The organism is Cellulophaga sp. HaHaR_3_176 (assembly GCF_019021925.1).
GTDB lineage: Bacteria > Bacteroidota > Bacteroidia > Flavobacteriales > Flavobacteriaceae > Cellulophaga.
Genome location: NZ_CP058990.1, coordinates 72,937 through 84,933 on the forward strand (window position 1 = coordinate 72,937; position 11,997 = coordinate 84,933).

General features: G+C 31.5%; 12 protein-coding genes. 5 read left to right on the forward strand and 7 right to left on the reverse strand.

The window, feature by feature from the left end; genetic code table 11:
* The gene (locus H0I23_RS00320; RefSeq protein ID WP_216784485.1) at positions 1-501 is read right to left on the reverse strand and encodes a dihydrofolate reductase; all 501 of its coding nucleotides are present in this window, start codon (positions 499-501) and stop codon (positions 1-3) included.
* Positions 498-887, reverse strand: a complete 390-nt coding sequence (locus tag H0I23_RS00325; protein ID WP_216784486.1) for a 2TM domain-containing protein — start codon at positions 885-887, stop codon at positions 498-500. Before H0I23_RS00325 ends, H0I23_RS00320 begins: the two co-directional genes overlap by 4 nt.
* Before the next feature lie 59 nt (positions 888-946).
* Between H0I23_RS00325 and H0I23_RS00330 the strand changes: the two genes are divergently transcribed.
* Positions 947-2,032 carry an aminotransferase class V-fold PLP-dependent enzyme gene (locus H0I23_RS00330; protein ID WP_216784487.1) on the forward strand — a complete coding sequence of 362 codons (1,086 nt, stop codon included), beginning with the start codon at positions 947-949 and terminating at the stop codon, positions 2,030-2,032.
* A 149-nt stretch (positions 2,033-2,181) separates the two neighbouring features.
* Entirely contained in the window at positions 2,182-2,478 is a 297-nt protein-coding gene (locus H0I23_RS00335) for an isoamylase early set domain-containing protein (protein WP_216784488.1), read from the forward strand.
* Between the two features lie 54 nt (positions 2,479-2,532).
* Here H0I23_RS00335 and H0I23_RS00340 read toward each other — a convergent pair whose 3' ends face one another.
* The 5 genes from H0I23_RS00340 to H0I23_RS00360 all read right to left on the reverse strand — a co-directional run bounded on the left by H0I23_RS00340 (position 2,533) and on the right by H0I23_RS00360 (position 7,478).
* Positions 2,533-3,357, reverse strand: coding sequence for a thymidylate synthase (locus H0I23_RS00340; protein WP_216784489.1), 825 nt, complete (start codon positions 3,355-3,357; stop codon positions 2,533-2,535).
* Between the two features lie 137 nt (positions 3,358-3,494).
* Positions 3,495-4,994, reverse strand: coding sequence for a NupC/NupG family nucleoside CNT transporter (locus H0I23_RS00345; protein WP_216784490.1), 1,500 nt, complete (start codon positions 4,992-4,994; stop codon positions 3,495-3,497).
* A gap of 26 nt (positions 4,995-5,020) precedes the next feature.
* On the reverse strand, positions 5,021-5,650 hold the full coding sequence (locus H0I23_RS00350; RefSeq protein ID WP_216784491.1) for a bifunctional nuclease family protein: 630 nt from the start codon (positions 5,648-5,650) through the stop codon (positions 5,021-5,023).
* Positions 5,651-5,738: 88 nt separating this feature from the next.
* Entirely contained in the window at positions 5,739-6,707 is a 969-nt protein-coding gene (locus tag H0I23_RS00355; RefSeq protein ID WP_216784492.1) for an electron transfer flavoprotein subunit alpha/FixB family protein, read from the reverse strand.
* Positions 6,708-6,737: 30 nt separating this feature from the next.
* Positions 6,738-7,478, reverse strand: a complete 741-nt coding sequence (locus tag H0I23_RS00360) for an electron transfer flavoprotein subunit beta/FixA family protein (RefSeq protein ID WP_216784493.1) — start codon at positions 7,476-7,478, stop codon at positions 6,738-6,740.
* 176 nt (positions 7,479-7,654) lie between these two features.
* Between H0I23_RS00360 and H0I23_RS00365 the strand changes: the two genes are divergently transcribed.
* The 3 genes from H0I23_RS00365 to H0I23_RS00375 all read left to right on the forward strand — a co-directional run bounded on the left by H0I23_RS00365 (position 7,655) and on the right by H0I23_RS00375 (position 11,919).
* Entirely contained in the window at positions 7,655-8,632 is a 978-nt protein-coding gene (locus H0I23_RS00365) for a pyruvate dehydrogenase complex E1 component subunit beta (RefSeq protein ID WP_216784494.1), read from the forward strand.
* A 128-nt stretch (positions 8,633-8,760) separates the two neighbouring features.
* Positions 8,761-11,253: a DUF5686 and carboxypeptidase-like regulatory domain-containing protein gene (locus H0I23_RS00370; protein WP_216784495.1), complete on the forward strand. Its 2,493-nt coding sequence runs from the start codon at positions 8,761-8,763 to the stop codon at positions 11,251-11,253.
* Between the two features lie 138 nt (positions 11,254-11,391).
* A complete protein-coding gene (locus tag H0I23_RS00375; protein WP_216784496.1) occupies positions 11,392-11,919 on the forward strand; it encodes an inorganic diphosphatase in 528 nt (175 codons plus the stop codon).
* The last annotated feature ends 78 nt before the right edge of the window (positions 11,920-11,997 follow it).

Consider the following 11,997-nt stretch of genomic DNA (forward strand, 5'->3'; position numbering starts at 1 on the left):
TTAAACCTTTTTTTTAAGATAAGTTAGATAGGTGAAATCATATTTATGCTTATCGTCTTTAGGGTGGTGTTCTTTATGAGTTAGTTCCCAGTTAGAAATATTGAATTCAGGAAAAAATGCATCTGCCTCAAAAGATTCATGAACTCTAGTGAGTTCTATTTTATTTGCTTTTTCTAGTCCTAAGGCATAAATTTCTCCTCCGCCAATAATGTAAGTTAATTCATTGTCTTTGTCAAGAGTTAAGGCTTCCTCTAGGCTATGAACAACGTAACAATCGTCAAAATTAATAGTATAGTCTTTGTCTCTTGTTATTACGATGTGTTTTCTGTTCGGTAGGGGCTTAGGGAAGCTTTCAAAAGTTTTTCTCCCCATAATGATGCTGTGCTTTGTTGTAAGCTTTTTAAAACGCTTAAAATCATCAGGTAAATGCCAGAGTAAATCATTATCTTTTCCTAATGCGTTGTTTTCAGCAGCAGCAGCTATTAAAGTGATAGTTTTCAATCTTCTTTTTTTTTATTGATTTGAGATGTGGGAAATTCAGTCTCAATTTCTTTTTGCAATTCAGATATTCTTTCTTTTTGTTTTTTAACAAGCTTCTCTCTTTGTACTCGCTCCCAATCTTTGCCCATAAATTTTTGTGTAACAAAAACATTTACACAATGCATTATAAATAAAAAAGCCCAGAAAGTTATAGCCCAAATAAACCAGTTGTAGGTGTCTCCATATTTTAATATCTTGTTTATTAAAATTAAAAAAACGCTTCCTATTAAGAAAATTACGAAATGTGTAAACAAACGTTTTTTCTGCTTAATTCTTAATTGAGCATTCTCTAACAACTCATGTTGTTGAATATTTATTTCGGACTCTTTTTTTTCTTTAGAAAACATGTCAATATGTATCTTTACTAACAAATATACTATAAATACTATTTTCAACTATTCATAATATGCAAAAGATAAGTAAAGATTTTCCGATTTTAGATCAGTATATATATGCAAATACAGCAACAACTGGTATTATGTATGATGGCTTGTTAGATTGGAGGCAAGAACATGATTTGGATTATTTAATAGGTGGAAGTAATTTCAAACTTAAAGCAACAAAACTTTTAGAAGATACAAGAACTGTCGTGGGGCGTTTTTTTAACTGCAAGGCGGAAAACGTAGCTTTAGTGCAAAATTTTTCATTAGGACTTAATATCCTTTTAGAAGGCTTAGATAAAAAGCACAAGGTTTTAATGATTGAAGAAGATTATCCATCTTTAAAATGGCCATTTTTAAGTAGAGATTTTGAAGTTTCTTGTTTGCAACTCTCAAGTAAATTAGAAGATGATATTTTAAAAACAATTAAAGAGAAAAATATTTCTGTTTTAGCATTAAGTCTTATCCAATGGATTAATGGATTTAAAATCGATTTAAGTTTTTTACAAAAACTAAAAAAAGAATTTCCTGAACTTTTAATTATTGCTGATGCAACTCAATATTGCGGTACAGAAAGTTTTGATTTTGAAACATCAGGAATAGATGTTTTGGGAGCAAGTGCTTATAAATGGCTTTTGTCAGGTGCAGGTAACGGGTTTTTGCTTTTCAAAGAGGATGTTAAGAGTAAATTTTCTTTAAGTTTTTCGGGGTTCAATTCAGCAAGTGGAAATTTAGATGGAAAAGATAAATTTCCTTTTATTAAGCATTTTGAGCCGGGCCATTTAGATACATTAGCTTTTGGGAGTTTGAAGTTTTCTCTTGAATACCTTACATCTATAGGAATGGAAAATATAACAAAACACAATAAAGAAATAAGTAATCAGGCTTTTAAAGAATTTAAAAAATTAAACGTTTTAGATGAAACTGTTATTGATAGAGATGAACATAGTACTATTTTTAATGTAAAGGGAGGTCAGAAATTATTTGACACTCTTACTAATAATGATATAATGTGCACGCAAAGAGGAGATGGTATTCGTTTGAGTTTTCATTTTTATAATTCTATGAAAAATGTAAATAAAGTTATTGATATCATAAAAAAAATGAAGTAGCATTTTATTGTTTACAAAAAAATATTGCGATAAATTGAGAATTCTAATTTTTTGTAAATTCAATTTTGTTAATTTCATAAATCGGTGATAACATGTTGGTAATCAATATTTTTATATGTTGATTTGTAATGAATAAAAAACAAAAGACTATGGCTATTACAAAACAATTTTTAAAAAGTAAGCCGGTTTGTAAGGTTACTTTTACAGTACCAGCAGAGAATGCAGGAAAAGTTTTTGTTGTTGGTGACTTTAACGATTGGAATCCAAAAAATGGATCTTTAAGAAAATTAAAGAATGGTACTTTTAAAGGTACTATTGATTTGCCTAAGGAGCAATCTTACGAATTTAAATATCTTATTGATGATATTTACGTAAACGAACCTGAAGCTGATGGTTTGAAATGGAATGATTACGCAGGTGCAGAGAATTCGATTTTAGCACTATAGTTTTAAATATAAAAAAGCCCCTCTGTTATTATTAATTGAGGGGCTTTTTATTTTTTAGATTGCTACTATTCCTTTAATATGGGGGTGTGGTTCGTAACCACTCAGCGTAAAATCTTCAAATTTGAAATCTAAAATATCTTTAATATCAGGATTTAAAGTCATTTTAGGTAAAGGTTTAGGTTCTCTACTTAATTGAAGTTCTACTTGCTCCATATGGTTATTGTAGATATGAGCATCTCCAAAAGTGTGTATAAATTCACCTGCTTCATAACCACAAACTTGTGCCATCATCATTGTAAATAAAGCGTATGATGCAATATTAAAAGGTACGCCTAAAAATATATCTGCACTTCGTTGGTATAATTGGCAAGATAATTTACCGTCGGAAACATAAAATTGAAAAAATGCATGACAAGGTGGTAATGCGGCTTTTCCATTTGCAACGTTCTCGGAAAAAGATTTAGAGGTGTCAGGTAAAACACTAGGGTTCCATGCCGATACAATCATTCTTCTGCTATTAGGATTGTTTTTTAAAGAATGAATTACCTCTTTAATTTGGTCTATATCATCACTATTCCAGTTACGCCATTGATGTCCATAAACAGGCCCCAAGTCACCATTTTCATCAGCCCATTCATTCCAGATTCGAACACCATTTTCTTGAAGATATTTTATATTAGTATCTCCTTTTAAAAACCATAAAAGTTCGTAAACAATAGATTTTAAATGTAATTTTTTAGTGGTTACCATAGGGAAACCTTCACTTAAGTCAAAACGCATTTGATAACCAAAAACACTTTTAGTTCCGGTACCGGTACGGTCGCCTTTTTGGTTGCCTGTTTCTAATACGTGTTTTAATAAATCGTGATATTGTTTCATATTGTTGAAATAGATTTATGGTGCTAAAAATAATTTGAAATCAAAAATAATAAATCAATTGACTATTTTATAATCTCAGTTATTAATGGATTAAAACAAATTTGATTTTGAAATATAATAATGATGCTTAGATGTTTTTATCCAAGTATCATTCCGGCAATTGTAGCTGATAGTAAAGAGGCAATAGAGCCTCCTAAAACAGCTTTTAGGCCAAGTTCTGATAATGTTTTTCTTTGGCTAGGGGCTAAAGATCCAATACCTCCAATTTGTATACCTATTGAAGCAAAGTTCGCAAAACCACAAAGCATGTAAGTAGCCATTAAAATTGATTTATTGTAGGTAAAATGTGTGCCTGAAGCAACATCTTTAAGTTCTGCTAATTGTTTGTAACCGATAAATTCACTTGCAGCTAATTTTACACCTAACAATTGTCCCATAAGCATAATGTCTTCCTTAGCTACACCAATTAACCACATTAATGGGGCAAAAGTATATCCTAAAAGAAACTCTAATGATAAACTATCATATTGAGTGTTGTTTGCAATTACTTCATTTAATGGTGTAAAATGCCATGAAATATTTAAAGATTCTACAGTAAGTCCATCAAAGCTTGCAGCTCCACCTAAAATACCATTAATCATTGCTATAAGAGCAACAAAAACCAAAAGCATAGCGCCAACATTTACGGCTAGTTTTAAACCTTCTGTTGTACCATTTGCAATAGCATCTAATATATTTGCTCCAATTTTATCTTGAGATACATTTACATCGGTATCTACAGCTTCAGTTTGCGGGTATAGTATTTTAGAGATAACAATTGCTCCAGGAGCAGCCATAACTGAGGCAGCTAATAGGTGTTTTGCAAATTCAAGTCTTAATATAGGGTCGTTACCACCTAAAAATCCTATGTATGCAGCTAAGACCGCACCAGCTACAGTTGCCATTCCGCCAACCATCACTAATAGTATTTCAGACTTATTCATTTTTTCTAAATATGCCTTAATCAACAAAGGTGCTTCAGTTTGGCCTAAAAAGATATTACCAGCAACTGATAAGCTCTCTGCTCCAGAAATGCCAAGTGTTTTTGTTAGTAGCCAAGCTAATGCTTTTACTACTTTTTGTATGATGCCTAAATAGAATAAAACGGAAGTTAAAGCGGAGAAAAATATGATAGTAGGTAATACTTGAAAAGCGAATATGAAACCGAATTTGTCCATATCAGTTACTAATCCTTCAAATAAAAACTTACTTCCTTTAGTTGTAAATTCAAGGATGCTAACAAAAACTTTACCTACACTGTCAAAAACCACAGCTATAAATTCAATTTTTAATACACCAATAGCGATAATTAGTTGTAAACCTAGACCGATACCTACAGTTTTCCAGTTAATTGCTTTTCGGTTTGCGCTAAAAATAAAAGCTACTAATATCAAAACAAACATTCCTAGAATTCCTCTAAAAAAGCTATTGAGACTAAAACCTTCGTTAGGTTTTATACCATTAGTGGTTTGATTTAAATCGCTAATGCTAATTGTGTTTACAGAATTAGCTATGGTATCTAATGTATTAGCATCTTGAGCAAATACTGGTAGAGCAAAAAGGCTTACAATAATAACAAACCAGAAGCTGTTTTTCATCAATTTAAATTTGAATGATATTAATATTATTGGCGTTTAGAGATTTCATCTCTTAGTTTGGCAGCCTTTTCATAGTTTTCATTGGTAACAGCGCTATCTAACTCTTTGTAAAGCTCTTCGATGGTTAATTCAGAGTATCCATCAGAAGCAGAACCAGAAATTTCTACAGTTTCTCCTTCTTGCAGAATTTCATTAACCATAATACTGTCGTCTAAACTTTCATTTTCTTTGTCTTTGCTAGAAAATTTCAAGAAAATGCCTGCTTTGTCTAATATAGTTTTGTAAGTGAAAATTGGTGCGTTAAAGCGTAGTGCAAGTGCTATAGCGTCACTTGTTCTTGCATCAATAATTTCTTCTATTTTGTCTCTTTCGCAAATTATGCTAGAGTAAAAAACACCATCAACTAATTTATGTATGATTACTTGCTTCACAATAATATCAAAACGATCAGCAAAATTTTTAAAAAGGTCATGAGTTAAAGGGCGAGGTGGTTTAATCTCTTTTTCTAAAGCTATAGCAATAGATTGCGCTTCAAATGCTCCAATTACTATTGGTAGTTTTCTGTCTCCTTCGACTTCATTTAATATAAGGGCATATGCACCATTTTGTGTTTGGCTATACGATATACCTTTAATTTTTAATCTAACTAAGCTCATAAATATTTGTAAACTATCAAGGGCTGTTTAAATAAAAGGCTCGACCTAATATTTAAACAGCCCTTTAAGTGGCACAATTTAGCAAATTTTAAGCGTTTTGGGCTTTAAATTCTTTTAATTTTTCGATTAGGCTTGGTACAACCTCGAAAGCATCACCAACTATACCGTAATCTGCAGCTTTAAAAAACGGAGCTTCGGCATCAGTATTGATAACTACTTTTACTTTTGATGAGCTAACACCGGCTAAATGCTGAATGGCTCCAGAAATTCCAATTGCTATATATAAATTACTAGCTACGGGCTTTCCTGTTTGCCCAACATGTTCGCCATGAGGTCTCCAACCTAAATCAGAGACAGGTTTAGAGCAAGCAGTTGCTGCTCCTAATACATCTGCTAATTCTTCAATCATTCCCCAGTTTTCAGGACCTTTTAAACCTCTTCCGCCAGAAACAACGATGTCTGCGTCTGCTATAGTAGCTTTTCCTACTACTTTGTCTATTTCAATCGATTTTACTGAAAAATCTGCATCACTAACATTTGGAGAAAAATCTTCAACGCTAGCGGCAACTTTATTTTCAACAATACCGAAAGAATTGTTTGAAACGCCTATAACCTTTACATCTGTTGTTATTTCAGAAAAAGCAAAACCTTTATTACTAAAAGCAGTTCTTTTTGCTACAAATGGGTTTGTGCTTTCTGGAGCAGCTACGACATTAGGCACATAACCTGCTTTTAATTTTCCAGCTAATAAAGGAGCTAAATATTTTGTATCTGTGCTTGAGCTTAAGATAATTACTTTAGCACCTTCTTTTTCTGCAGCTTGTTGAATGCTGCTTGCGTATGCTTTGGCATTAAAAGTTGCTAAGTTATCGGTAGTTATATTTAATACTTTTGAAATTCCATAATCTCCTAAGCTTTCATTATTAGACGCATTAATTGCTATAGCAGTTGCTGTTGTTCCTAATTGCTTGGCAACTTCAGCAGCATAAGAAGCTACTTCAAAAGCATTTTTTTTAAATTTCCCGTTTTCAGATTCTGTATATACTAAGACTGACATATATTTTAATTTTTTAAATTCAAGATAATATTAAATGACTTTAGCTTCATTATGTAATAATTTAACTAGCTCATCAACAGAAGTTACCAATTTAACGACTCCTTTTGCAGCAGGCTTTTCAAATTTATTGTCTTGAGTTGCTTTTACAGCATCGATAGGTTCAACAACTGTTAATTTTTTTTGACGAGCCATCATTATGCCACGCATGTTAGGTATTCTTAAGTCACTTTCTTCAACAAGTCCTTTTTGTCCACCGATTATTAAAGGTAGTGTGGTCGAAAGTTTTTCTTTACCTCCATCTATTTCTCGAACGGCCGTTGCATTAGTTCCATCAATCTCTAAATTGATACAGCTGTTTATAAAATTCATATCTAAAAGGCTAGAAAGTATGCCAGGCACCATTCCTCCATTATAATCGATAGATTCTCTACCAGCAATTACAACGTCATAAGCTCCTTCTTTAATTATATTGGCAAGTTGCTCGGCAACAAAAAAACCATCAGTAGGCTCAGCGTTTATTCTTATACCTTCATCAGCTCCAATAGCTAATGCTTTTCTCATTGTAGGTTCAACAGTTGCACTACCTACAGTAGCTATATGAACAGTGGCTCCTTGTTTTTCTTTAAACCACATTGCTCTAGTTAAACCAAATTCATCATTAGGGTTTATTACAAATTGCACACCATTTGTGTCAAACTTTGTATCTCCATCTGTAAAGTTGATTTTAGATGTAGTATCTGGTACATTACTTATACAAACTAATATTTTCATTATTTATGATTTTTATTTCTGATAACATGGCTAAGATAGCCAATATTTTTCAAATTTACTATGCGTGCATAATAAATTTTATAACTTTTTTTGATTCCAACAGTATTTATTATGACAGATTATTTGCTATTTTTGCTATCCTTTTTAGAATAAGAATTTTAAGAAACTCCGTTTAAATGAAAACAATACAATTTAGGGAAGCCATTTGTGAGGCAATGTCCGAAGAAATGAGAAAAGACGATTCTATCTATTTAATGGGTGAAGAAGTCGCAGAATACAATGGAGCATATAAAGCTTCAAAAGGAATGTTAGATGAATTTGGTGCAGAAAGAGTTATTGATACTCCTATTTCTGAACTTGGTTTTGCTGGTATCGGAGTTGGTTCTGCTATGAATGGTAATAGACCAATTATTGAGTTTATGACCTTCAACTTTGCTTTAGTAGGTATAGATCAAATAATAAATAACGCGGCGAAAATCCGTCAAATGTCAGGTGGTCAGTTCAATTGTCCAATTGTATTTAGAGGTCCAACAGGTTCTGCAGGTCAATTAGGAGCAACACATTCACAAGCTTTTGAAAGCTGGTTTGCAAACTGTCCAGGTCTAAAAGTGATTGTACCATCAAACCCAGCAGACGCAAAAGGTTTATTAAAAGCAGCTATTAGAGATAATGATCCTGTTATTTTTATGGAATCTGAGCAAATGTATGGTGATAAAGGTGAGGTTCCAGAAGGAGATTATATTATTCCTATTGGTGTTGCTGATGTTAAAAGAGTAGGTACAGATGTAACTATCGTGTCTTTCGGAAAAATTATCAAAGAAGCTTATAAAGCTGCTGATATATTAGAGAAAGAAGGTATTAGTTGTGAAATTATCGACTTACGTACTGTAAAGCCTTTAGATTATGAAGCTATTTTAACTTCAGTTAAAAAAACAAATAGAATGGTGATTTTAGAAGAAGCATGGCCCTATGGTAATGTTGCATCTGAAATAATATACCATGTTCAATCAAATGCATTTGACTTTTTAGATGCACCAATTGAAAAAATAAATACAGCAGATACTCCAGCACCATACTCTCCAGTATTATTGGCAGAATGGTTGCCTAATTTTGAAGATGTAATCAAGTCTGTAAAAAAGGTTATGTATAAATAATTATACATAAATTTTTGTAAGGTTTAATAGCTTTATTGACATATTGAGTGTCGATAGAGCTATTTTTTTTTGCTATTTTATCTTGCAACTGTTTGTACCTTTACTAATTAATTCCCTTTTCGTGTTTAATGAATAAAATATTATTTTTTCTGTTACTCTTTGCGTCTTTTGCTTTTTCTCAAACAAAAGTAAATGGAGTAGTTAAAGATGAGGCTGGGCTTCCAGTAGCTTTCGCTAATCTTTTATTTAAAGGATCGTCAGTAGGTACGATAACAAATGAGGATGGTATTTTTCATTTAGAGACAGATCAAACCTTTACAACTTTAGTTGTATCGTTTGTTGGTTTCAAAACCGAGGAAATTGTTTTAGAGAAAAAAGTTAATTATAATATGAATGTTATCTTAACTGAAGGAGGAGAGCAGTTGAGAGAAGTTGTTGTAGTTTCAGGTAAACAGTCTAAAAAAAATAACCCAGCAATTGATATACTTAAGAAAATTTGGGAAAGAAAAAGGAAAAATGGATTAAAGTATTTTAACCAATATAGTTACGATAAATACGAAAAAATAGAATTTGATCTGAATACAATTGATAGCGCTTTAATTAAAAGTAAAATATTTAAAGGCTTAGAGTTTGTATTTAAAGATTTAGATACCTCAAGAATTACAGGAAAAACATATTTACCAATCTTTTTGAACGAGACGTCATCAAAGGTATATGGTGATAATTTAAAGTCAGTAGAAAAAGAAGATATAAAAGGGATAAAAAATTCAGGATTTACAAACAACCAGGCCCTTACCGCTTTTGTTGAAGATTTATATTCTGATTATAATATTTATGATAATTATTTAAAATTCTTCGAAAAAAGCTTTACAAGTCCACTTTCTAAAACAGGAGTAGATGTTTATAATTATGCATTAACAGATAGTGCATTTATTGATAATAAGTGGTGTTATAATATTGTCTATTACCCAAGGCGAAAGAATGAATTGACTTTTAAAGGAAATTTTTGGGTAAATGATTCTACCTATGCTATTAAAAATATCAATTTAGCGGTGACAAAAAGTGCTAATATAAATTGGGTTAAAGAAATTTATATAGAGCAAGACTTTGAAGTAATAAGTGATTCTGTTTTTCTTTTAAAAAGAGATTATATGTTAAGTGATTTTAGTTTCTCTAAAAAAGAAGAAGCTAAAGGCGTTTACGGCAAAAGAACTACCATTTATGATAATTACGTTTTTGATCAACTTAAAACCGGTAAGTTTTATAAAAATTTAGCAAATCAGTTTGATTCTGGTGTGGTACAACGCGATAGTTTATTCTGGAGTAACAATAGGTTGGAAGATCTAAATAAAGATGAAAGGGGTGTTTATAAGCTTTTAGATACTTTAAAAACGGTTCCTAAATTTAAAAGTTTTTACAATATAATAAGCGTTTTGGGTTCTGGTTATATTGAAATTGACAAATGGAATTTAGATTTAGGAGATGTATATAGTATACTTGGCTACAATGAAGCGGAAGGCTTACGAACAAGAATTGGAGCTAGAACTTTTTATGGGCAAAATGATCCATGGCGAGTAGAAGGTTATTTGGCATATGGTTTTGGTGATCATAAAGTAAAACACGGTATATCAGGAAAGTGGTTGCTAGATAAAAAAAGTAGATTAATAATTTCTGGTGGGAACAGAAAAGATATAGAGCAATTAGGAATAAGCTTAACTTCTACAACTGATGTTTTGGGTAGGAGCACGGCATCATCATCAGTGTTTTCAGTAGGTGCAAATGATAAGTTATCTAATATAGACTTAAGTACTTTTGCAATTGAAATTGAACCTGTAAATAATTTAGTAATAAAAGCAGGTAGTTCTTTTCGAAAATTAAGTTCTGCATTGCCTGATAATTTTAGTTTAGATTATATAGATTTAAATTCACCAACAGGGATTTCATCAGAAATAAAACAATTTGATTTGTCAACGACATTAGTTTATACTCCGGGTAGAAGGACTATTGGTTATGGAGTTGAACGTCAAAATATAAATGATACCTATAGCACCTTGTACTTAAATTATACAAAAGGTATGAAAGGTATTTTAGATAGTGATTTTGATTATAGTAAACTTCAGTTTTCATATACACAGCCATGGCAATTAGGAGGTTTAGGAAGGTTGAGTAGTACTGTTGAGGTTGGTAAAACTTTTGGAGATGTACCCTTGGGTTTGCTAAACGTGATACCAGGAAACCAGACTTTGTTTTCTATCTATGGAACGTTTCCAAATTTAAATTTCTATGAGTTTGTTACAGATACGTATGCATCAGTTCATTTAGAACATAATTTCAATGGACGTATATTTTCAAGAATTCCTATAATCAAAAAATGGAATTTAAGAGAGTATGTCGGTTTAAGAGGTGTATGGGGAGATTTATCTGAAGGGAATAGGTTATTAAGTAGTCCTTCTAATATTCCATTAACTTCTCCTAATGAAAATATTTACTGGGAATATTCGTTAGGTATTGGTAACATATTTAAGATATTTAGAATAGATTTTAACTTTAGAGGAAATTATTTAGATAGTCCTGATGCAAGACCATTTAGTGTTACAGGCTCATATGGATTTAGTTTTTAAATTAAAAAGGCTGAATATACTACACCGTTTTCGTAAATTATTTTTTGCTGAAATAAGCTGTTTTTTATCTTATTTGGGTTCTTTGCAAGGATTGAAATAAATTTTTCAAGTATCTTTGCGTACAAATTACAATGAATTATGAGTGAAATAAAACCCATTACTTTTGATGTTTTAATAGAAATCCCAAAAGGGAGTAGAAATAAATACGAATACGACTTCACATTAAATAAGATTAGATTTGATAGAATGCTATTTTCTTCTATGATGTATCCAGGAGATTATGGTTTTATTCCAGAAACATTGGCATTGGATAGTGATCCATTGGATGTTCTAGTTTTAGGGCATGAGCCAACACACCCAATGGTAGTTATGGAGGTTAGACCTATTGGCGTATTTCATATGACTGATGAAAAAGGGCCAGATGAAAAAATCATTTGCGTACCAGTTTCTGATCCAATATGGGGTAATAATCACGATATTAGTGACCTTAACCCACATAGGTTAAAAGAGATTGAGCATTTTTTCAAAGTATATAAAGATTTAGAAAAGAAAAAAGTTGATACAGGTGGATGGGGAGATGCTGAAGAAGCTATAAAAATATATCATGAATGTGTAGAGCGTTATGATGAAAGTGGACATAAAAGTAAACGTACGTTTACGATATAACACTTTGTTTTCAATAATTTTATAAAAGTCATGCTAATTAAAAAAGCATGACTTTTTTTGTTATGTTTAATAATTATG

What these genes read in the sequence shown, in the direction of transcription:
- H0I23_RS00350 (WP_216784491.1), bottom strand. Translation starts at nt 5,650, where the DNA reads ATGAGCTTAGTTAGATTAAAAATTAAAGGTATATCGTATAGCCAAACA.
- H0I23_RS00355 (WP_216784492.1), bottom strand. Translation starts at nt 6,707, where the DNA reads ATGTCAGTCTTAGTATATACAGAATCTGAAAACGGGAAATTTAAAAAA.
- H0I23_RS00345 (WP_216784490.1), bottom strand. Translation starts at nt 4,994, where the DNA reads ATGAAAAACAGCTTCTGGTTTGTTATTATTGTAAGCCTTTTTGCTCTA.
- H0I23_RS00360 (WP_216784493.1), bottom strand. Translation starts at nt 7,478, where the DNA reads ATGAAAATATTAGTTTGTATAAGTAATGTACCAGATACTACATCTAAA.
- H0I23_RS00335 (WP_216784488.1), top strand. Translation starts at nt 2,182, where the DNA reads ATGGCTATTACAAAACAATTTTTAAAAAGTAAGCCGGTTTGTAAGGTT.
- H0I23_RS00375 (WP_216784496.1), top strand. Translation starts at nt 11,392, where the DNA reads ATGAGTGAAATAAAACCCATTACTTTTGATGTTTTAATAGAAATCCCA.
- H0I23_RS00365 (WP_216784494.1), top strand. Translation starts at nt 7,655, where the DNA reads ATGAAAACAATACAATTTAGGGAAGCCATTTGTGAGGCAATGTCCGAA.
- H0I23_RS00325 (WP_216784486.1), bottom strand. Translation starts at nt 887, where the DNA reads ATGTTTTCTAAAGAAAAAAAAGAGTCCGAAATAAATATTCAACAACAT.
- H0I23_RS00370 (WP_216784495.1), top strand. Translation starts at nt 8,761, where the DNA reads ATGAATAAAATATTATTTTTTCTGTTACTCTTTGCGTCTTTTGCTTTT.
- H0I23_RS00330 (WP_216784487.1), top strand. Translation starts at nt 947, where the DNA reads ATGCAAAAGATAAGTAAAGATTTTCCGATTTTAGATCAGTATATATAT.
- H0I23_RS00340 (WP_216784489.1), bottom strand. Translation starts at nt 3,357, where the DNA reads ATGAAACAATATCACGATTTATTAAAACACGTATTAGAAACAGGCAAC.